We start from the raw sequence: 19,195 nt of genomic DNA on the forward strand, positions 1-19,195 counted from the left end.
TGACGATGGCTGGAAGCCGCAAGAACGAGTTGAGGGCGCTGTTTGCGGGAGGACTTGCACCGAGCGAGCCGGCCCGTGCGCCTGAAACCAAATCCATGCCCGAAGCCGAAACCGGCGCGGTTGCGGCGGGGGAGGGGGCGCCGCCGCCCCGCAGCGCATCCGGGGCCGTCAAGGCGATGGGCCTGTCGCTTGGCACCATGACCCGCGATGCGGATGAGGCGCGGGCGCTGCGCCAGGCGCTCAGTGACGGCGAACGCGTCGTCAATGTCCATCCGGACAAGATCGATTCCTCCTTCATCGAGGATCGGCTGCGGCTCGACGATCGCGATGACGAGGATTTCGCAGCGCTGATCGACAGCATCCGCGAAAGCGGTCAGCAGGTGCCGGTGCTTCTGCGCCCGCATCCGGACAAGAACGGCCGTTACCAGACCGCCTACGGCCACCGCCGCGTGCGCGCCGCCGCTCGCCTGGGGATCGAGGTCAAGGCGATCATCCGGCCGCTGTCCGACGACGAGCTGGTGCTGGCGCAGGGCAAGGAAAATGCCGAACGCCGCAACCTCACCTTCATCGAGCGCGGATTGTTTGCCAAAAACCTCGCAAGCCGGGGTTTCGACCGCAAGGTGATCGGCGATGCGCTCGCGGTGCAGAAGAGCGAATTGTCGCGCCTGATGCAGGTGGTGGACGGCATTCCGGAAAACTTCATCCGCATCATCGGCCCGGCACCGAAGGCCGGCCGTGACCGGTGGATGAAGCTCGGCGAAATGCTGCAATCGGGCGCTGCCCAGAACGCCGCCCATGACGAGATCCATTTCCAGCGGTTCCAGGCGGCCGGCAGCGATCAGCGCTTCCAGTTCCTCTTCGACCGGCTGTTGCGCCGGATCAAGCCGGAGACGCCGAAGCCGAAAGAGCTTAAGGACGGGAGCGGCAAGGTTTTCGCGCGCATCCGGCGCGACGGCAAGGTTCGGCGCATCGAGTTTTCGCCGGATGTCGACGCCGCGTTCATCGACGAGGCGGCGGCATTGCTGGCTGAACGTTACGAGCAGTTTGTCGCGGATCGTTCAGCCGACAAGGCCTGATGTCTCGTCACGCTAAAGGCTAATATTGACAGGCAATGTATACAGACCTATTGCTAGTATAAGGGTATGGAGGAAATAGGGCTGGCCGGCGACTTTCCTGGCCGAGTGGGGAATTCCGTTTTTCATGCGGGTTTTCTTCAGGCGCGCAAATTTTGATCGGCGCCGATCGATTTGAGGAGCCGTTTTCCGCGAGAAACGCTGTTAAAGGCGAAATTGTATACATGAATCCGTAAAGTAGCCCTGGAATGCGGCTGGAATGTCTGGCCGGGTTGTCCGGTTAACGAAAACGGAAGCGAGTGGGATTTGAGGCTATCGTCACCCGTTGACTGTTGGTTCCAATGTCCCCGATATATCCCACAGGCTGTGATGGGCTGGGGGCCGCAAGGAGGACGCGGCCTGTCACGAGGAGCTTTGAGAACAGGTCGTCTAGAGGAGGAAAGAGAATGATTACCAGAAGAACATTGATGGCTGCGGCAGGTCTCGCCATGGGCGGTCTCGTTGCCATTCCGGCATCCGCGCAGGAAACGGTCAAGATCGGCCTCATCCTGCCGATGACCGGCCCGTTCGCATCCACCGGCCGCCAGGTCGAAGCGGGCGTCAAGGCCTATATGGCGCTGAATGGCGATACGGTCGCCGGCAAGAAGATCGAGGTCGTGCTGCGCGACGACGGCGGTGTTGCCGACCAGACCCGCCGCATCGCCCAGGAACTCGTCGTCAATGACGGCGCCAAGATGCTGATGGGCTTTGGCCTGACGCCGCTTGCCATGTCGGTTGCGCCGGTTCTCAACCAGGCGAAGATCCCGGCGATCATCACCTCGGCAACGACCTCGGCGATCATGCCGCAGTCGCAATATTACGTCCGCACCTCGATGGGCGGCCCGCAGTCCGCCGTTCCGGTCGCCACCTGGGCGGTGCAGAACAACCTGAAGAAGGTCGTGACGCTGGTCTCCGATTACGGTCCGGGGATCGATATCGAGCAGGGCTTCACCAACCAGTTCAAGAAGGAAGGCGGCACGATCGTCGAGGCGATCCGCGTTCCGCTGGCGAACCCGGATTTCGCCCCCTTCCTGCAGCGCGTCCGTGACGCCAAGCCCGACGCGGTGTTTGCCTTCGTGCCGGCCGRCATCGGTGCGCAGTTCATGAAGCAGTATGTCGACCGCGGTCTGGCCGATGCCGGCATCAAGCTGATCGCCACCGGCGACGTCACCGACGACGACCTGCTGAACGGCATGGGTCCGGCCGCCAAGGGCGTGATCACCGGCCATTTCTACTCGACCCTGCACGACAGCCCGGAAAACAAGGCTTTCGTCGCCCAGGTGAAGAAGGCCAGCAACAACATGCGCCCGAACTTCATGGGCGTCGGCGGGTATGACGCCATGACGCTCGCCTATATGGCGCTGAAGAAGACCAATGGCGATACCGACGGCACCAAGCTGATCGAAGCCATGAAGGGTGCCACCTGGGTAAGCCCGCGCGGCCCGATCACCATCGATCCGGCCACCCGCGACATCGTCCAGGACATCTACATGCGCGAAGTCAAGGAAGTGAACGGCGAACTCTACAACGTCGAGTTCGCGACCTTCCCGAAGATCAAGGACCCGAACGCCAAGTAAGGCGGATTGATCTCACTCAGACAGGAATGGCGGGCTTCGGCCCGCCATTTTCGTTTGGAATAGGGGATGCGTTTACGGTTTCGTAGTCACGCGCCGACCGTGAGCACGATCTTACCCTGGATATGCCCCCTGGCGGCTCGTTCATGGGCCTTGCGGGTGTCGGCGAGCGGATAGGTGCTATCGAGGACGACGCGGATCGTCCCGTCATCGAGCAAGCGCGCGATTTCTGTCAGTTGGGCTCCGCTCGAACGGACCTGGGTGGCCGAGACCATGACGCCGAGCTTTTCGGCCTCCTCGGCATCGGAAAAGCCTAATGGGTAGACCGGGAACAACGCACCGCCGCGCTTCAGCGTGCGCAGGAAACGGCCGGTGGTCGGCCCGCCGAGGGCGTCGACGACAAGATCGATGTCATGCGCAACCTCCTCGGGCGGCATTTTTGTGTAATCGATGAATTCATCGGCACCGAGTTCCCGTAACAGCGCCTCATGCTTGCCCGATGCCACGGCGATGACATGCGCACCTTTCAGTTTCGCCACCTGCACCGCGAAGTGCCCGACGCCGCCTGCCGCGCCGTTGACGAGGACGGTCTTGCCCTCGAGCGGCACCGGCTGATGTCTATGCGGCTGAAGCGGGTTCGGTTCATCGTGCCCCAGCGAGATCATGAACTGCCACGCTGTCAGCAGCGACATCGGCGCTCCGGCGGCATGCGCATGATCGATGCCGGCGGGCTTGAGCGCAAGTTCCGACGCCGGCACGCTGACATATTCGGCATAGGCCCGGCTTTCCCCGACGCTGAAAAAGCGGACCATGGAGTAGACGTCGTCTCCGACGGAAAAACCCCTGACGTCATCAGCCACCGCCTCGACAACGCCGGACACATCCGTGCCGAGGATGATCGGGAAAGGCACCTGCGGCCGCCATTCGGGAGGAAGCGCCTTGTAGCCATCGCGCAGATACCAGTCGGGCGGGTTGATCCCAATGGCATGGACGCGAACGAGGACTTCCCCCGGCTTCAATTCCGGCTTCGGCGCATCCTCATAGCGCAGCACTTCAGGGCCGCCGTATTCGTGAATCCGGATGGCTTTCATTGTTTTGGTCGACATCGCTTTCTCCGTCGCGGCAGGTGTGCTAACTAATGCGGAGCACTGTTCCGCTTTATATCCGGAGCACTGTTCCGATTGTCAAGGGGTACGATGCGAGCCGACGCCAAAAAGAACTACGACCAGCTACTCGCCGTCGCTCGTCGCGTTGTCACCGAACAGGGCGCCGACGCGTCGTTGCGCGACGTTGCTCGCAAGGCGGGCGTAGGGCTTGGCACGCTTTATCGCCACTTCCCGACCCGGGAAGCGCTGCTCGACGCCTTGCTTCGCACGAAGTTCGACGAGTCGGCACAAAGGGCGAGGGAACTCGAAAAGTGGGAAGACGCCGGAAACGCCCTCGTGACATGGCTGCGAGAGGCCATCGCGATGACCCACACCTATAGCGGCGCCATTGCGCCGATGGTTGCGGCAATCGCTGATGAAGGCTCCGCGCTCCATGCCTCATGCGTCAGCTTGCGCGCCGCCGGCACGCGGCTTCTTGCCCGTGCCCAGGCGGAAGGCGTGGCGAGAGGCGACATGGATGGCAATGACCTGTTCGCGCTGATCAGCGCCCTGGCGTGGCTCGCCGACCAGCCTCCGCTTGTGCCGCGCGCGGATCATCTTTTCGACGTTATATCGAGCGCGATCCTGACGGATCGACAAAAGCCCGCTGTTTCTTGAGAGTGAATACGCCAATGGCACGCATGAGTGTCACGATGTGCGTCGGTGGGGATCGCAGTTGCACGCGGGTGCCGGTCCCCCACGCAGCCCATTTGTCAGACGGCCGATGCTGCTTTGAACACCGCAAGCTGAGCGTCGAAAGCACGCCTGTAGGCGGGCCGTGCTTCGGCGCGGGCGGTATAGGCGGAGAGGTTTGGGTAGTCGTCCAGCATATCCGACGATGCTTTCAACCTGAGCAGCACGGTCACCATCAGCAGGTCGCCGGCGCTGAAAGCACCATCGAGCCAGTCGGCGTCGCCAAGGTGGCGGGAAAGGTCGGCCAGCCGGTTGCGGATGGTGCCGTCGAGGGCGCGCAAACGCTGCTCGTACCAGGGCTCGTCGCGCTCGAGGATCCGGACGAGACTGCGGTCGAAGATCGGCGGCTCCACCGTGTTGAGCGCGGCAAACATCCATGCGATCGCCCGCGCCCGGGCATTCGCATCGTCCGGCAGCAGGCCCCCATGGCGCTCGGCGATGTGGAACACGATCGCCCCGGATTCGAACAGGACGAGATCGCCGTCTTCATAGGTCGGAATCTGTCCGAAAGGCTGAAGCGCCAGATGCGCGGGTTCCTTCATCGCCTTGAACGACAGAAGACGAACGTCATAAGGCTGGCCCGCTTCTTCGAGCGCCCAGCGAATGCGCATGTCGCGCGCCAGCCCTCTGCCGCGATCGGGCGACTGTTCAAAGGCGGTAATGGTAATGGTCATTGGTGCTCTCCGCAGCTTGTTTGTCTTGAAGACGGTCGGCTAAACGGGATTCCGACACCCTTTGCCCAAGATAGTCCTCGCAGTCGGTCCAAATACAGATCCGCAGAACATGGATCGAGTTTGGCGGTTCGTCCATTGTCGTCGTATGCATGGTTCTGACAAAGAGGCGGGTGACCGCTCGTCGATCGCGAGAGGCCCTGCAAAAAGACGGAGTTTTAAGATTGAGCGTTGCCTTCACCAAGGAAGAGAGTTCCGAAACCGCTTCGGAAACCCTCCTGCCGGATCGTCCGATTTCGCCGCATCCGAACCTTGTGACGGAAGCGGGGCTGAAGGCGCTGGAACTGCAGCTCGCGCAGGCGCGCGAAGCCTATGGCGCGGCGAGCGCGATCGAGGACATCAATGAACGGCGGCGCCAGCAGGCAAATCCGTTGCGCGACGCGCGCTATTTTGCAGCGAGAGTTCACACGGCCCAGCTCGTCCCGGACCCGACCTCATCCGACAATGTCGCCTTTGGCAGCACCGTGACCTTCAGCCGCGACGATGGGCGCGTCCAGACCTACCGGATCGTCGGAGAGGATGAAGCGGACCCCAAGGCCGGATCGATTTCCTTCGTTTCGCCGGTCGCAAGGCTGCTGATGGGCAAGGCTGTCGGAGATGTCGTCGAGGCCGGCGGTCAGGAGCTGGAGATCCTTGCAATCTCCTGAAACGCCCATATGGCCGCTGTATACGTGTTCAAAGGGGCGAATGACGGGTTGAGCAGGCGTTCGGCAATGGCTATCAGGTGCTGACCGCAAACGAACCTTCCGCGAACCACGAGGCGCATCCCGGCATGATCCCAGCTTTTCTCGTCACCCATTCGGGTGGCTTCCATGCCGACGAACTGCTGTCGAGCGTCGTCCTGAGCCGGCTTTTCCCAAAGGCTCGGATCGTTCGCAGCCGGGCGCCGGAATGGATCACGCCTGGTGCCGACCGCATCATCTACGACGTCGGCGGCGCCTATGACGCTGCGGCCCAGATTTTCGATCACCACCAGCGCGGTGCGCCGTTGCGCGGGGACGGCCAGCCCTACAGCTCGTTCGGACTGGTCTGGGAACATTACGGCCGCGATTATCTCGCCGCCCTCGGCCTTCCGCAGGCGCATATCGAGGCCTTGCACGCTTCTTTCGATGCGAGCTTCGTGCTGCCAATCGATCTGATGGACAATGGCGCGCTCAGCCCCTCGATTGCGGGACCACTGGCCGGGCTCACTCTGCCATCCCTCCTGGAAACCCTGAAACCCGTGTTCGACGAAAAAGACCCGGAAGCAGAAAACCGCGCCTTTCACGCGGCACTTGCGATCGCCGGCAGTTTCGTCGAGGCACGGATTGCCCAAAGCGCTGCCAAATTGCGGGCCGAGGCGCTCGTGCACCAGGCAATCGTGGATGCGGGCGAGGGGCGCATTCTGGAATTGCCGACGGGAATGCCGTTCCGCCCGGCGATCATCAAGGCGGGCGCCGATCACCTGTTGTTCGTCGTTCACCCGCGCGACAAGGATTGGTGCCTCACGACCATCCGCCGTGCGGATGAAGGTTTCGAGGTGCGCGCCGATCTGCCGGCGGCCTGGGCAGGCCTGACCGATCGGGATCTCGAGGCAGTCTGCGGCGTCGAAGGCGCCAGCTTCTGTCATAATGGCCGGTTCGTCGCCGCCGCCAGGACCCGCGAGGCCGCTTTCGCCATGGCGGAGCTCGCGGTAAGGGAAGCTGTCGCCAACGGGACCAGGTAAAAGCGTCAAGGAACGGCGGCAGCTGAGGAGGCTCCGTTGGGGCCGGGCTTCCGCTTCCGACCTCTGCCAGATGTGCTAGAACAGCCCATCATGAGTTCCTCGCGGCCCGCGTCGTCATCCACGATCCTGCATCACAGCCTCAGGCATCTGAGGGCGTTCCTCGCGGTCGTCGATACCGGCTCGGTGACGAAGGCGGCGGAGCTCTGCTTCGTCTCCCAGCCGGCGGTCACCCAGGCGCTATCGAAGATCGAAAAAACCGCCGGCCTGCCGCTGTTTTCCCGCACGCCGCAGCGGATCTTTGCCAACGGCGCCGGTGAAATCCTGGCGCTGCGCATCAAGCGCGCCTTCGCATACCTCGATCCCGCCCTGTCGGAACTGTCGCCGAGACTGCGGGTAACGGCGACCACCGCGCAGCTGAAATCGCTGATCGCGGTCCGCGAAACAGAGAACTTTACGCTCGCGGCCGCCCGCCTGGGCCTCAGCCAGCCGGCGGTCTATCGCGCCGTCGGCCAGCTCGAAGAGGAGGCGGCGCGTCCGCTGTTCGAACGGACGTCCTACGGCATCGTCGCGACGCGCCCGGCCCATGCGCTTGCCCAGGCGGCAAGGCTTGCCTTCATCGAGCTCGAACAGGCGGATGCGGATCTTGCGGAACTGACGGCGGCCGAGATCGGCCAGATCGTCATCGGCGCCACGCCGCTTGCCAAATCCTATGTGCTGCCGAAGGCGATCGCCGGTTTCCGCAAGATCCGCCCGAACCTGCCGATCCAGATCCAGGAGGGTCCTTACCCGGACCTGCTGGGCGCTCTTCGCCGCGGCGAGGTGGATTTCATGCTCGGCGCGCTTCGGATGCCGGCGCCGATCGGCGATGTGGAGCAGAAGGTGCTGTTTCACGACACGGTGGTCATGGTTTCGGGGCAGGCGCATCCGCTGGCCGGCCGTGAGGAACTGACCGTCGAGGAGCTTGCGGCCTTCCCCTGGGTCGTCAACCAGAGCGGCACGCCGATGCGTCGGTATTTCGACAGCGTCTTTACCGGTTCGCCAAGCGGGCCGCCGAAGAGCATCGTCGAAACCGGCTCACTGATCCTGATGCGCGAGCTCCTGGATTCCAGCGACCATCTCGGCTGCACCTCCCGCCTTCAGGCGGAAGCGGAGATCGCCCGCGGGCTGATGCGGGCGCTGCCCTTCGATCTCAGCCACACGTCGCGGCCGATCGGGGTGACGACGAGAAGGGACTGGCTGCCGACGGCGGCACAGCAGGCGTTTCTGGACCTTCTGCCGACCTGGTCCGAGCGCCCGGCCGATCGATCGCTATAACCAGAACTTATAAGTCCGGCAGATGAACTGATTAAGCCTGAAGACGCAGGCCGGCTAATGTGCAAATGCGCCAGACAGGTGGAGAGATTGGCGTTTGGGGCGAGCACCGCGGTGTTCCGCCCTCTGGAGGTTAACAAAAAGTTGAAAATGGCGGGGCGCCAAGGCACCCGGGCCCGTTGACTGACATATCGACCGTCTACGATATAGGCTACCAGTTATGACAGGGCCCGAGCTCAAAGCCCGGATGCTGTCCGGCAAGGCGTCTATAAGAAAATATCGCGCTCTGAGGAGGAGGGAAACATGCTCAATAGAAGAACGCTCATCGCAGCGGCAGGCGTGGCGCTCAGTTGCCTGGCTGCCATTCCGGCGGCCGCCCAGGAAACCATCAAGATTGGCCTCATCCTGCCGATGACCGGTCCGTTCGCATCGACCGGCCGCCAGGTTTCGGCCGGCGCCAAGACCTTCATGGCGATGAAGGGCGACACCGTCGCCGGCAAGAAGATCGAGCTCGTCATCCGCGACGACGCCGGCACGGCCGACCAGACCCGCCGCATCGCCCAGGAACTGGTCGTCAACGACGGTGCCAAGGTTCTGGCCGGCTTCGGCCTGACGCCGCTTGCCATGGCGGTTGCCCCCGTCGCGACCCAGGCGAAAGTCCCGTCGGTGGTCATGGCTGCCGGCACGGCTTCGATCACCAAGGCGTCGGAATACATCACCCGCACCTCCGGCACCCTGCCGCAATATTCGCTGCCGGTCGGCACCTGGGCTGCCGAAAACAAGATCAAGAAGGTGGTGACGCTCGTTTCCGACTACGGTCCGGGCATCGATGCCGAGAAGTGGTTCACCAAGGAATTCAAGGCCAAGGGCGGCGAGATCGTCGAGGCCGTGCGCGTGCCGCTCGCCAACCCCGATTTCGCGCCCTTCCTGCAGCGCGTCCGAGACGCCAAGCCCGATGCGGTCTTCGTGTTCCTGCCGTCGGGTGCCGGTTCGCTGTTCATGAAGCAGTTCGCAGACCGCGGCCTTGCCGATGCCGGCATCAAGCTGATTGCGACAGGCGACGTCACCGACGATGATATCCTCAACTCGATGGGCAAGCCGGCAATCGGCACCATCACAGGTCATTTTTATGCCACCGCCCATGACAGCCCCGAAAACAAGGCCTATGTCGCCGCCTTCAAGAAGGCCAATGCCGACATGCGCCCGAACTTCATGTCGGTCGGCGGTTTCGACGGCATGGCGCTGATCTACGCTGCGCTCGAAAAGACTAAGGGCGACGTCACCGGCCCGGCCTTCATGGCAGCTGTCAAGGGCCTCTCCTGGACGAGCCCGCGTGGTCCCGTCTCGATCGATCCGGAAACCCGCGACATCATTCAGAACATCTACATCCGCGAGGTCAAGGACGTGAACGGCGAGCTGCAGAACGTCGAGTTCCAGACGTTCAAGGATCTCAAGGATCCGGAAAAGGCCGACGCCAAGTAAGGCGCTTTGCAAACGGACGGCGGTAGACAGCTTCCGCCGCTTCCGGTGCAAAAAATATCCTGGCATCCTTGTGCTTGACCGTAGTCTCCCGAGTGGGAATGTTAGGATCTGTTGATCGGTAAACGGGCGCGCGGCCGCGGGTGGAAAAAAACGCCGGCGGTCGCTCTCAAAGAAGAGCCAAATGCTTACAATCCTGTTCGACGGCATCGCTTATGGGATGCTGCTTTTCATTCTGGCCTGCGGGCTGACGGTGACGCTCGGTCTGATGAACTTCATCAACCTGGCGCATGGCGCCTTTGCCATGGCTGGCGGCTACGTGACCGTGGTGATGATGAACCGCTACGGCATCTCCTTCTACTGGTGCCTGCCGGCGGCTTTCATCGTTTCGGCGCTGATCGGCCTCGTGCTGGAACGGACGCTCTACCAGTGGCTCTACCAGGCAAGCCATCTGGACCAGGTTCTGTTCTCGATCGGCATCGTGTTCATGGCGATCGCCGCGACCGACTATTTTATGGGTGGCCAGCAGCAGCTGATCAACCTGCCGCCGGAACTCTCCGGCCGCATGGATGTGTTCGGCGTCGGCGTCGGTCGTTACCGGCTCTTCACCATCGTCGTCTGCGCCGCGCTTGCGCTGGCGCTGCAACTGATCCTCTCGAAGACCCGCTTCGGCAGCCGGCTGCGCGCAGCCGTCGACGACCGGCGCGTCGCCATGGGCCTCGGCATCAACGTGCCGCTCGTCTTCGCGCTCACCTTCGCCTTCGGTTCGGGCCTTGCCGGCCTCGGCGGGGCGATGGGCGCTGAAATCCTCGGGCTCGATCCGAACTTCCCGCTGAAATTCATGATCTACTTCCTCATCGTCGTCTCCGTCGGCGGCACGTCCACTGTCTCCGGCCCATTCCTCGCCGCTCTGCTGCTCGGCATTGCCGACGTGGCCGGCAAATATTACGTGCCGGCGATCGGTCCCTTCGTCATCTACGGACTGATGATCGTCATGCTGATCGTGCGGCCGAACGGCCTGTTCTCAAGGGGCGGCCGATGAGCGTTCTTCCTCAGGAAACCACCGTGTCCGCAAATTCCTCCACCGCTGCAGCCGAGACCCGTGCTGCCAAGCTGATGAAGCGACGGAGCCGCATCCGCTTCTACGAGATCATCGTCTGGATCGCCGCGATCGCCGCTTATTTCCTGCTGCCGTCGAAGATGCTGATCCTCACCGAGATCGCCATCCTCGCGTTGTTTGCCGTATCGCTCGACCTGGTGCTCGGTTTCGCCGGCATCGTCTCGCTCGGCCACACCGCCTTCTTCGGCCTCGGCGCCTATGTGGCGGGCCTGATGGCGCAGCACTATTTCGCCGAACCGGTGACCGGATTGATCGTCGCGGGCGTTGCCTCCGGCGTGCTCGGCCTGCTCACCAGCTTCCTCATCCTGCGCGGCTCCGACCTTACCCGCCTGATGACCACGCTCGGCATCGGCCTGATGATGGCGGAAGTCGCCAACCAGATGGCCTGGCTGACCGGCGGCGCCGATGGCCTCAGCGGTTTTTCGCCCGGGCCGATCCTCGGCATGTTCGAGTTCGACCTGTTCGGCAAGGTCGGTTATCTCTATTGCGTCGGCGTGCTCTTCATCGGCACGATGATCATGCGGCGCATTGCCTTTTCACCTTTCGGCCTGTCGCTGAAGGCGATCAAGGGCAATTCGATGCGCTCCGCCATGGTCGCCGTGCCGGCGCGCAAGCGCATCGTCACCGCCTATACGGTCGCGGCCGTGTTTGCCGGCATGGCGGGGGCACTGCTCACCCAGACGACCGCCTTCGTCTCGCCCGACGTGCTCGCCTTCCATCGCTCGGCCGACGTCCTGCTGGTGCTCGTCATCGGCGGTACCGGCTATCTCTATGGCGGCATCTTCGGGGCGATCCTGTTCACGCTGGTCAAGGACTGGCTGTCGGTGATCACCCCGCAATACTGGATGTTCTATATCGGCATGCTGCTCGTCATCCTGGTGCTGGTCGGCCGTGACCGGCTGTCGCGCTGGGTCGAATACCTGCCCGAGCGCCTCTCGAAGAAGGAGGACCGCTGATGAGCGAGATCGTTCTCGAAACCAGGCATCTGGTGCGCCGCTTCGGTGCCTTCCTTGCCACCAATGACGTCAGCCTGAAGGTGGAGCGCGGCGCCCGCCACGCGCTGATCGGCCCGAACGGCGCCGGCAAGACGACGCTGATCAACCTCCTGACCGGCGTGCTGCCGCCTTCGGAAGGCCAGGTTTTCCTCGAAGGCGAGGACATCACCTCAATGGCCTCGTTCCGACGGGTCAAGCGCGGGCTCACCCGCACCTTCCAGATCAACCAGCTGTTCAACGAGTTCACCCCGCTCGAAACCGTGGCGCTGGCGATCGCCGAGCGCGAAGGCGTCGGCCACAATCTGTGGCGGTCGATCGCTGGTTACGGCAAGGTGGTGGACGAGGCGGCAGGCCTGCTGGCCCGTTTCGGCCTGGCCTCCGTCATGGGTGAGCGCACCGTGATCCTGCCCTATGGCAAGCAACGCCTGCTCGAGATCGCGCTCGCCTTCGCCTCCAAACCACGCGTTCTGTTGCTCGACGAACCGGCGGCCGGCGTGCCCGAAGACGAACGTCACGAAGTGCTGCAGATCGTCTCCGACCTTCCGGCCGACGTCACCGTGCTGCTGATCGAGCACGACATGGATCTGGTCTTCTCGTTCGCCAACCGGATTTCGGTTCTGGTGGCGGGCGCCGTCTTCGTCGAGGGAACGGTTGCGGAAATCTCCACCGATCCGCGCGTCAAGGCCGTCTATCTCGGAGAAAATGCATGAGCGCCCCGGTTCTGGTCACCGAAAAGCTGGTCGCGGGTTATGGCGAGGCGAGCGTGCTTGCGGGTATCAGCCTGACGATCCGCGAGGGTCGCACGCTGGCGCTGCTCGGCCGCAACGGCACGGGCAAAACCACCTTCGTCAATACGCTCGCCGGCGTCACCACCCATCATTCGGGCTCGATCCACCTGATGGGGCGCGACGTCACCAAACTGCGCGCCGACCGCCGTGCCGCGGCGGGCATCGGCTGGGTGCCGCAGGAGCGCAACATCTTCAAGTCGCTGACCGTCGAGGAAAACATGACGGCGATCGCGCGCCCCGGCGTCTGGACGCTGGAACGGGTCTATTCGATGTTCCCGCGCCTGAAAGAGCGCCGCAAGAACCTCGGCAACCAGCTCTCCGGCGGTGAACAGCAGATGCTAGCGGTCGGGCGGGCGTTGATGGTCAATCCGAAGCTCTTGCTTCTCGATGAGCCGACGGAGGGTCTTGCACCGATCATCGTCGACGAGTTGCTCGCGGCGATCCAGCGGATCACGCAAGGCGAGGGCATGTCGGCTATCATCATCGAGCAGAAGGCCCGCAAGGTGCTGCCGCTCTCCGACGACGCCGTCATCCTCGATCGCGGCGCGATCGTCTATCAGGGGACCAGCGCCGATCTGCTCGCCAACGAAGAGATTCTCGGCCGGCATCTGACCGTGGAAAAGGGTGTCCGGCACTAGTTCGGAAAAGCGCAGGCGTCTTTTTACTGCCGACGCGCTGTGCGGTTATGCCGCTTGAGGGTTCTCAAACTGCACGCTACGCCCGCGCTACATTCCGTGGCCGCCTAGTGCGCCGTTCCGTCGACGATCACGTGGTCGTGGTCCATCGAGCATTTTTCGATGCGGGCATGGACCTTGTAGACGTTGCGCAGCATGTCCACGGTGACCACCTCGCGCGGGTAGCCGCAGGCGCGCATGCGGCCGTTGGCGATCACCAGAACCTTGTCGGCAAAGCGCAGCGCCTGGTTGAGGTCGTGGATGGCGATCATCACGATCATGCCCTTCGAGCGCGCCCGGCGCTGCATGAAATCGAGCACTTCGACCTGCCGGTGAAGATCGAGCGCGCTGGTCGGCTCGTCCATCAGCATGATTTCCGGTTCGCGAACCAGCGCCTGGGCGATCGACACCAGCTGGCGCTGGCCGCCGGAGAGCGCACCAAGATCCCGAAACGCGATGGCGGTGATGTTGAGCGCCCTCATGATTTCGTCGATGAACGAGAGGTCGCTGTCGCTGACGCTCCAGGACTGGCCCTGCTTACGGGCAAGAAGAATGGATTCGTAGACCGTCAGCACCGCATTGGCCGAGGTGTCCTGCGGCATGTAGGTGATGGCGTTCTTCGTCCTCGCGCCATCGATGACGATATTGCCGGGCCCCTTCAGGAGGCCCGTGATGCGCTTGAACAGCGTCGACTTGCCGGCGGCGTTGGGGCCGATGACGGCGATCAACTCGCCGGCCTTCATGACCGGCGTCGTCACGTCTTCCACGAACAGCTTGCGGCCGTGATAGGCGCCGACCGATTGCAGTTGCATCGCTACCATGACCGGCTCCGATTCGAGAGGATGAGCGAGAAGAAGAATGGAACGCCGACCAGCGCCGTGATGATGCCGATCGGAAAAACGACGCCCGGAATGATCGACTTCGAGACGATCGAGGTGAGCGACAGCAAAAGCGCTCCCGACAGGATCGAGCCCGGCAGGAAAAAGCGCTGGTCTTCGCCGAGGATCATACGGGCAATATGCGGGCCGACCAGGCCGACGAAACCGATCGTGCCGACGAAGCTGACCGGCACGGCGGCAAGCAGCGAGATGATCAGCATGGTTTCGAGCCGGATGCGCCGGACGTTGACGCCGAAGCTCGCCGCCTTGTCCTCGCCGAGCCGGATCGCGGTCAGCGCCCATGCGTGGCGGGCAAACAGCGGCAGCGCGATCAAGAGGACGGCAAGGGTGATGCCGATTTTCGGCCAGGTCGCCTTGGTAAGGCTGCCCATGGTCCAGAAGACCACGGCCGACAGCGCCTGCTCGGAGGCCAGATATTGCAGGAAGGCGAGCAGCGCGTTGAAGGTGAAGACCAGCGCGATGCCGAGCAGCACGACCGTCTGCACCGAGACGCCGCGCATCTGCGAGATGAAATGGATGAACAGCGTGGCGATCAGCGCCATGACGAAGGCATTGGCCGGCACGAGCAGGGTGGCGGCAACCGGCAGGATGGAGACGCTGGTGACGATCGCCAGCGCGGCGCCGAAGCTGGCGGCGGCCGAGATGCCGAGCGTGAACGGGCTGGCGAGCGGATTGGCAAGAATGGTCTGCATCTGGGCACCGGCAACCGACAGCGCGGCGCCGACGACGATCGCCATGACTGCAACCGGCATGCGGATATCCCAGACCACGGCGCGGATCTGGGCCGAGACGGAGGAGGGGTCGATCAGCGCAGCGCCGACTTCGCCGAGGCTGTAGCGGGCCGGCCCCCAGGCGAGATCGACGGCGAACGACAGACAAAGGGCGGCTGTCATGGCAGCGAGGATCACAAGCTTGCGGCGGGCAAGGGCGCGATAGCGCTCCCGCCCGGCTTCAGCTTCGATCGGCAATGCGGCGATCTCGGCCATATCGGGTTACTTCGCCGCCCTGGCGTCGATCCAATAGCCCGGCTGATACGGAACCGGCAGGAATTTCTCGTGGAATTCCTTGAAGGTCGCATCCGGGTCGAGATCGGCGAACAGCTCCGGGTGGAACCATTTTGCCATCCGCTGTACGGCCACGAACTGATATGGGCTGGTGTAGAACTGATGCCAGATGGCGTGGACATTGCCGCCTGCGGCAGCCTTGGAGCCGGTGAAGGCCGCATTCTGCATCAGGGCGTCCAGCGCCTTGCGGCTGCCGTCGAATGCGGGAGCCGCGTTCGGGCCGACATTCACAAAATCCTTGGCGTCTTTGGTCTGGCTCCAGTTCGAGCCGGTGACGACGACGACATCCGGATTGGAAGCGACGACCTGTTCGGCATTGATCGAGCCGGTATAGCCCGGAAGGAAATCCGAACCGAGGTTATGGCCGCCGGCCCAATCCACCATCAAGCCGAAATTGTCGGGGCCGAAGGTGCCGCAGCACTCGACCAGGCCGCCCGCCCGATACATGAACACATTCGGCTTCTTCGGGTTGGCGGCCTTCAGCTTATCGGTCACGCGGGCCATCTGCTGCTTCCAATAGGCGGCGACGGCTGCGGCGCGATCCTCGTGGCCGAAGATCTGGCCGAGAACCTTGAGGCTCGGTTCGGTATTGTCGAGGATGTGTTCTCGGAAGTCGATATAGACGATCTTCACGCCGATCTTGTTCAGCATCTCCTCGAGCTTCACCTCGTCCGCGGCCTTCTTGTTGCCGATCGGCAGCAGCATGACGTCCGGGTTCAGCTTGACGACGGTCTCGGTCTGCAGCGTGCCGTCGGTCAGGTTGCCGAGGAACGGCAGTTCCTTGCCCTTCGGGAATTTCGCGAGATAGGTGTCGTAGCCATCCTTGTCGGTGGTCAGCAGGTCGTTGCGCCAGCCGACGATCCTGGCGAAGGGATCTTCCTTTTCGATCGGGGCGACCGAATAGAGCATCCGGCCTTCGCCGAGAATAACGCGCTCGACCGGCTTGTCGAACTTCACCTCACGGCCGGCGACGTCCTTGACGGTGAACGACTGCGCCAGCACGGAAAACGGCAAAAGGCTCGCAAGCACAACCGTTGATGTTGCAAGCATTTTCGCGAAATTCATCTGGAAACTCCCCCGATGTCTGATAATGTCCGCATGCATATGAAATATGACTTTTGGAATCAAGTTCTATGTTTTAGAGCTCTTCCAAAGTAGTCTGACTATCGGGGCGCCTATAATGAATTCAATGAACTCCAACTATTCCATCCGAGATGAAATCCGCGACTTCTGGTCTGAGAGGGCGTCGACGTTCGACGAGAGTGTCGGCCACGAAATCTTCTCTGAGGAAGAACGCAAGGGCTGGCAGCGGCTGATCCGCAAGCATCTGGGCGATGGCACCGGCCGCGCCGCTCTGGATCTTGCCTGCGGCACCGCCGTCATCTCGCATCTGATGAACGACGTCGGTTTCAAGGTCACCGGGCTTGACTGGTCGGATGCGATGCTAGGCCAGGCGCGCGCCAAGGCGAAGAAACGCGGTGCCGATATCCGTTTCGTGTCCGGCGACGCGGAAAATACGATGGAGCCGAAGAACAGCTACGATGTCATCACCAATCGGCATCTGGTCTGGACGCTGGTCGATCCGCCGGCCGCTTTCGCGGAATGGTTCTCCGTTCTGAAGCCGGGCGGCAAAGTGCTGATCCTCGACGGCAACATGGGCAAGGAGACCTGGGTCAAGGGCTTGCAGAAATTCTGGTCCAGGGTGACCGGCAAGCCGGCCGCAAGCCACATGACGCCAGCCATGGCGGCGCGTCACCAGAACATCCGCTCGCGCGTCTATTTCTCGGACGCCATGCCGGCCGAAGCGGTGGTCGACCTTTTGACCAAGGCCGGTTTCGTCAACATCGTGGTCGACCGCAAGCTGTCCGACATCCATTGGGCCCAGGCCCGCAAGATGCCGTTCCTGCGCGGCCTGGAGCGCATGATGCAGGAACGCTTCGCCATCTGCGCGATGAAGCCGGAATAAGCTGCCGATCGAAGGTGGCCCGTGGCGGCCACCTTCGATCCACCGCAAATATGCACAGTATTTATGGCCGCCTGACATGATTGTGACCGGGCTGTGACCGTAGGCATTAACCTTTGACCGCTTTCCCCGAAACCCGGGGGAAGCGCAAAGTCACGCCGATCACGATCCGGCCTCATCCGGGCTTCGTGCGTGTCTCGTTTCGGGACGTGCGCCCGATGCAATTAACCTTGTGATAACCGATCGATTTTTGAATGGGCTATCTTCTGCGCGCGGCCATCGCCGCCGCGGCTCCCTCGCCATTTCCGACCATGGAGACAAGATTGTCCATCAAGCTTTTTGCCCTTTCCGCGCTCGCTCTTTCCGCAATTGCAGCACCCGTCCTTGCCCAGCCCACCCCGAGCATGGTGAAAAAATTCGACGCCTGGGGCCTCTATTCCTACAAGGGCGACGGCGGCACGACCTGCTACGTGCTGACCACGCCGACGCAGATGCAGCCCGCCGATGTCGATCATGGCGACAACTTTTTCCTCGTCGCGCCAAAGCCCTCCGGATCCGGCTTCTATCCGCAGGCGATCATGGGTTACGACCTCAAGGGCGGATCGCAGATGACGGTCACCGTAGACGGCCGGACCTTCGCCCTGGAGCCGAAAGGCAATTCCGGCTGGACGAAGCAGGAGAGCGCCGATGCCGCTCTTGTCGCGGCGATGAAATCGGGAAGCAGCATGACGCTCGAAGCGGTCTCCCAGCGCGGCACGCAGACCAGCTACACGTTCTCGCTTTCCGGCGTAAGCGCGGCATTGACTCAGGCGGGGCACTGCGGCTGACAGGGTTTCGCTCGCGTTGTCATGGCGGACGTGCTATCTGTCATGACAACGATTGGAGCGACTGCCATGAACCTGCAGATACGGGATCCCCGCGCCCGAGAGCTCGCGGAGCGGCTTGCCAAAAAACGTAATGTTAGCATGACCGAGGCGGTCATCGAGGCGCTTGAGGAGAAGCTTTCAAAAGAGGAGCAGGCGGAAACGCCGCTTCAGGAACGCGTGATGAAAATCGTCGATCGCCTTCATGCCATCAAGGGCGGAGAGGGGCGGGACATGACCAAGGAAGAAATCGACGAGATGTGGGGTCACTAGTGTTCGTCGATACTTCCGTCATCGTCGCGATCTTTTCCAAGGAGGAGGATGCGCCACAGTGGATAAGCAAGATCGAAGCGGCGGAGAACCTCTGCACCAGTGCTTTGGTCGTGCTCGAGGCTGCCATGAGGCTGTCGACGAAGCTCGATGAGGATCCCCTCGTCATTGAGCAGGGTCTATCTGATTTCTTCAAAGAGGCGAAAATAAAGATCGTCCCTATCGAGGAAGCCGATGGCGAGCTGGCGATCCGGGCATTCCGGGATTACGGCAAGGGCAGGGGACACCCAGCCCAGCTTAATCTGGCCGACTGTCTCTCTTATGCCTGCGCTAAAAACCGCGGCCTGTCGCTGCTCTACAAGGGCGCCGATTTCGCACGCACGGACCTGGCCTGAAGCCTTCGGACTGTGTCGAAAATAGCCGCCTGCGCCCATGGCTTTTTCGTGGCAATGCCCTAGTTGACGATTGTCAAAAAGGCTGTCCCAGGTGATCGTTGTCATGTAAGACGGCAGCACAGCGCCTATCGCCGCCGAAAGCCCGATGATGAATCATTCGACTGCCGAGACAGCCTTTCTTTCCCACAGCGGCGAAATGGCCCGTCTTATTGCGGCTTTCAATTGGGCAGCCACTTCGCTCGGGCCGATCGCCACCTGGCCGCAGAGCCTCAAGACAACGATTTCCCTCATGCTTCGTTCGCCGGTCCCGATCGTCACGTTGTGGAACGAGGACGGCGTGATGATCTATAACGACGCCTATTCCGATTTTGCCGGAAGGCGCCATCCCGGCATCCTCGGATGCAAGGTGCGCGA

20 protein-coding genes are annotated in these 19,195 nt (G+C 62.4%); 15 read left to right on the forward strand and 5 right to left on the reverse strand.

The genetic code is table 11. The features are described 5' to 3' along the window. Positions 1 to 5 precede the first annotated feature (5 nt). Both repB and AC1DLT_RS22180 read left to right on the forward strand, forming a co-directional pair. Entirely contained in the window at positions 6 to 1,076 is a 1,071-nt protein-coding gene (gene repB, locus AC1DLT_RS22175; protein WP_477488283.1) for a plasmid partitioning protein RepB, read from the forward strand. Between the two features lie 443 nt (positions 1,077 to 1,519). Continuing rightward, on the forward strand, positions 1,520 to 2,689 hold the full coding sequence (locus AC1DLT_RS22180; protein WP_477488187.1) for an ABC transporter substrate-binding protein: 1,170 nt from the start codon (positions 1,520 to 1,522) through the stop codon (positions 2,687 to 2,689). Between the two features lie 86 nt (positions 2,690 to 2,775). Here AC1DLT_RS22180 and AC1DLT_RS22185 read toward each other — a convergent pair whose 3' ends face one another. Next, positions 2,776 to 3,792 carry an NADP-dependent oxidoreductase gene (locus tag AC1DLT_RS22185; RefSeq protein ID WP_477488188.1) on the reverse strand — a complete coding sequence of 339 codons (1,017 nt, stop codon included), beginning with the start codon at positions 3,790 to 3,792 and terminating at the stop codon, positions 2,776 to 2,778. A gap of 90 nt (positions 3,793 to 3,882) precedes the next feature. Between AC1DLT_RS22185 and AC1DLT_RS22190 the strand changes: the two genes are divergently transcribed. After that, positions 3,883 to 4,449: a TetR/AcrR family transcriptional regulator gene (locus AC1DLT_RS22190; protein WP_477488189.1), complete on the forward strand. Its 567-nt coding sequence runs from the start codon at positions 3,883 to 3,885 to the stop codon at positions 4,447 to 4,449. A gap of 95 nt (positions 4,450 to 4,544) precedes the next feature. On the opposite strand, the gene AC1DLT_RS22195 is transcribed toward AC1DLT_RS22190, so the two are convergent. Next, the gene (locus tag AC1DLT_RS22195) at positions 4,545 to 5,198 is read right to left on the reverse strand and encodes a glutathione S-transferase family protein (protein ID WP_477488190.1); all 654 of its coding nucleotides are present in this window, start codon (positions 5,196 to 5,198) and stop codon (positions 4,545 to 4,547) included. 221 nt (positions 5,199 to 5,419) lie between these two features. Here AC1DLT_RS22195 and greA point away from each other — a divergent pair, with 221 nt between their 5' ends. The 8 genes from greA to AC1DLT_RS22235 all read left to right on the forward strand — a co-directional run bounded on the left by greA (position 5,420) and on the right by AC1DLT_RS22235 (position 13,291). Beyond that, the gene (gene greA, locus AC1DLT_RS22200; RefSeq protein WP_477488191.1) at positions 5,420 to 5,902 is read left to right on the forward strand and encodes a transcription elongation factor GreA; all 483 of its coding nucleotides are present in this window, start codon (positions 5,420 to 5,422) and stop codon (positions 5,900 to 5,902) included. A 125-nt stretch (positions 5,903 to 6,027) separates the two neighbouring features. Continuing rightward, a complete protein-coding gene (locus AC1DLT_RS22205) occupies positions 6,028 to 6,960 on the forward strand; it encodes an MYG1 family protein (RefSeq protein ID WP_477488192.1) in 933 nt (310 codons plus the stop codon). A gap of 90 nt (positions 6,961 to 7,050) precedes the next feature. Continuing rightward, a complete protein-coding gene (locus AC1DLT_RS22210; protein WP_477488193.1) occupies positions 7,051 to 8,274 on the forward strand; it encodes a LysR family transcriptional regulator in 1,224 nt (407 codons plus the stop codon). 300 nt (positions 8,275 to 8,574) lie between these two features. Beyond that, positions 8,575 to 9,753: an ABC transporter substrate-binding protein gene (locus AC1DLT_RS22215; protein ID WP_477488194.1), complete on the forward strand. Its 1,179-nt coding sequence runs from the start codon at positions 8,575 to 8,577 to the stop codon at positions 9,751 to 9,753. Between the two features lie 181 nt (positions 9,754 to 9,934). Then, positions 9,935 to 10,792 carry a branched-chain amino acid ABC transporter permease gene (locus AC1DLT_RS22220; RefSeq protein WP_477488195.1) on the forward strand — a complete coding sequence of 286 codons (858 nt, stop codon included), beginning with the start codon at positions 9,935 to 9,937 and terminating at the stop codon, positions 10,790 to 10,792. Beyond that, the gene (locus AC1DLT_RS22225) at positions 10,789 to 11,826 is read left to right on the forward strand and encodes a branched-chain amino acid ABC transporter permease (RefSeq protein WP_040124002.1); all 1,038 of its coding nucleotides are present in this window, start codon (positions 10,789 to 10,791) and stop codon (positions 11,824 to 11,826) included. The genes AC1DLT_RS22220 and AC1DLT_RS22225 overlap by 4 nt, the downstream gene beginning before the upstream one ends. Next, positions 11,826 to 12,575, forward strand: a complete 750-nt coding sequence (locus AC1DLT_RS22230; RefSeq protein WP_477488196.1) for an ABC transporter ATP-binding protein — start codon at positions 11,826 to 11,828, stop codon at positions 12,573 to 12,575. The genes AC1DLT_RS22225 and AC1DLT_RS22230 overlap by 1 nt, the downstream gene beginning before the upstream one ends. Next, entirely contained in the window at positions 12,572 to 13,291 is a 720-nt protein-coding gene (locus tag AC1DLT_RS22235) for an ABC transporter ATP-binding protein (protein ID WP_247137553.1), read from the forward strand. The genes AC1DLT_RS22230 and AC1DLT_RS22235 overlap by 4 nt, the downstream gene beginning before the upstream one ends. Before the next feature lie 104 nt (positions 13,292 to 13,395). On the opposite strand, the gene AC1DLT_RS22240 is transcribed toward AC1DLT_RS22235, so the two are convergent. Genes AC1DLT_RS22240 through AC1DLT_RS22250 form a run of 3 tightly spaced genes read right to left on the reverse strand, consistent with a single transcriptional unit; the run spans position 13,396 to position 16,355 of the window. After that, positions 13,396 to 14,148: an ABC transporter ATP-binding protein gene (locus AC1DLT_RS22240; protein ID WP_477488197.1), complete on the reverse strand. Its 753-nt coding sequence runs from the start codon at positions 14,146 to 14,148 to the stop codon at positions 13,396 to 13,398. Further along, the gene (locus tag AC1DLT_RS22245; protein ID WP_477488198.1) at positions 14,142 to 15,212 is read right to left on the reverse strand and encodes a FecCD family ABC transporter permease; all 1,071 of its coding nucleotides are present in this window, start codon (positions 15,210 to 15,212) and stop codon (positions 14,142 to 14,144) included. The genes AC1DLT_RS22240 and AC1DLT_RS22245 overlap by 7 nt, the downstream gene beginning before the upstream one ends. A 6-nt stretch (positions 15,213 to 15,218) precedes the next feature. Next, positions 15,219 to 16,355, reverse strand: a complete 1,137-nt coding sequence (locus AC1DLT_RS22250; RefSeq protein ID WP_477488199.1) for an ABC transporter substrate-binding protein — start codon at positions 16,353 to 16,355, stop codon at positions 15,219 to 15,221. Positions 16,356 to 16,470: 115 nt separating this feature from the next. Here AC1DLT_RS22250 and AC1DLT_RS22255 point away from each other — a divergent pair, with 115 nt between their 5' ends. From AC1DLT_RS22255 to AC1DLT_RS22270, 4 genes are all read left to right on the forward strand, one after another. Then, a complete protein-coding gene (locus AC1DLT_RS22255) occupies positions 16,471 to 17,256 on the forward strand; it encodes a class I SAM-dependent methyltransferase (protein ID WP_477488200.1) in 786 nt (261 codons plus the stop codon). A gap of 308 nt (positions 17,257 to 17,564) precedes the next feature. Next, a complete protein-coding gene (locus tag AC1DLT_RS22260; protein WP_477488284.1) occupies positions 17,565 to 18,080 on the forward strand; it encodes an invasion associated locus B family protein in 516 nt (171 codons plus the stop codon). A gap of 21 nt (positions 18,081 to 18,101) precedes the next feature. After that, positions 18,102 to 18,389: a type II toxin-antitoxin system VapB family antitoxin gene (locus tag AC1DLT_RS22265; protein ID WP_477488201.1), complete on the forward strand. Its 288-nt coding sequence runs from the start codon at positions 18,102 to 18,104 to the stop codon at positions 18,387 to 18,389. After that, positions 18,389 to 18,781, forward strand: a complete 393-nt coding sequence (locus tag AC1DLT_RS22270; protein WP_477488202.1) for a type II toxin-antitoxin system VapC family toxin — start codon at positions 18,389 to 18,391, stop codon at positions 18,779 to 18,781. Before AC1DLT_RS22265 ends, AC1DLT_RS22270 begins: the two co-directional genes overlap by 1 nt. The last annotated feature ends 414 nt before the right edge of the window (positions 18,782 to 19,195 follow it).

This window comes from Neorhizobium sp. 05N33 (assembly GCF_056397445.1).

Coding starts and splice junctions, on each gene's coding strand:
- repB (WP_477488283.1), top strand. CDS start 6: ATGGCTGGAAGCCGCAAGAACGAGTTGAGGGCGCTGTTTGCGGGAGGA.
- AC1DLT_RS22185 (WP_477488188.1), bottom strand. CDS start 3,792: ATGTCGACCAAAACAATGAAAGCCATCCGGATTCACGAATACGGCGGC.
- AC1DLT_RS22190 (WP_477488189.1), top strand. CDS start 3,883: ATGCGAGCCGACGCCAAAAAGAACTACGACCAGCTACTCGCCGTCGCT.
- AC1DLT_RS22195 (WP_477488190.1), bottom strand. CDS start 5,198: ATGACCATTACCATTACCGCCTTTGAACAGTCGCCCGATCGCGGCAGA.
- AC1DLT_RS22205 (WP_477488192.1), top strand. CDS start 6,028: ATGATCCCAGCTTTTCTCGTCACCCATTCGGGTGGCTTCCATGCCGAC.
- AC1DLT_RS22210 (WP_477488193.1), top strand. CDS start 7,051: ATGAGTTCCTCGCGGCCCGCGTCGTCATCCACGATCCTGCATCACAGC.
- AC1DLT_RS22215 (WP_477488194.1), top strand. CDS start 8,575: ATGCTCAATAGAAGAACGCTCATCGCAGCGGCAGGCGTGGCGCTCAGT.
- AC1DLT_RS22220 (WP_477488195.1), top strand. CDS start 9,935: ATGCTTACAATCCTGTTCGACGGCATCGCTTATGGGATGCTGCTTTTC.
- AC1DLT_RS22225 (WP_040124002.1), top strand. CDS start 10,789: ATGAGCGTTCTTCCTCAGGAAACCACCGTGTCCGCAAATTCCTCCACC.
- AC1DLT_RS22230 (WP_477488196.1), top strand. CDS start 11,826: ATGAGCGAGATCGTTCTCGAAACCAGGCATCTGGTGCGCCGCTTCGGT.
- AC1DLT_RS22235 (WP_247137553.1), top strand. CDS start 12,572: ATGAGCGCCCCGGTTCTGGTCACCGAAAAGCTGGTCGCGGGTTATGGC.
- AC1DLT_RS22240 (WP_477488197.1), bottom strand. CDS start 14,148: ATGGTAGCGATGCAACTGCAATCGGTCGGCGCCTATCACGGCCGCAAG.
- AC1DLT_RS22245 (WP_477488198.1), bottom strand. CDS start 15,212: ATGGCCGAGATCGCCGCATTGCCGATCGAAGCTGAAGCCGGGCGGGAG.
- AC1DLT_RS22250 (WP_477488199.1), bottom strand. CDS start 16,355: ATGAATTTCGCGAAAATGCTTGCAACATCAACGGTTGTGCTTGCGAGC.
- AC1DLT_RS22255 (WP_477488200.1), top strand. CDS start 16,471: ATGAATTCAATGAACTCCAACTATTCCATCCGAGATGAAATCCGCGAC.
- AC1DLT_RS22260 (WP_477488284.1), top strand. CDS start 17,565: ATGGAGACAAGATTGTCCATCAAGCTTTTTGCCCTTTCCGCGCTCGCT.
- AC1DLT_RS22265 (WP_477488201.1), top strand. CDS start 18,102: ATGGCGGACGTGCTATCTGTCATGACAACGATTGGAGCGACTGCCATG.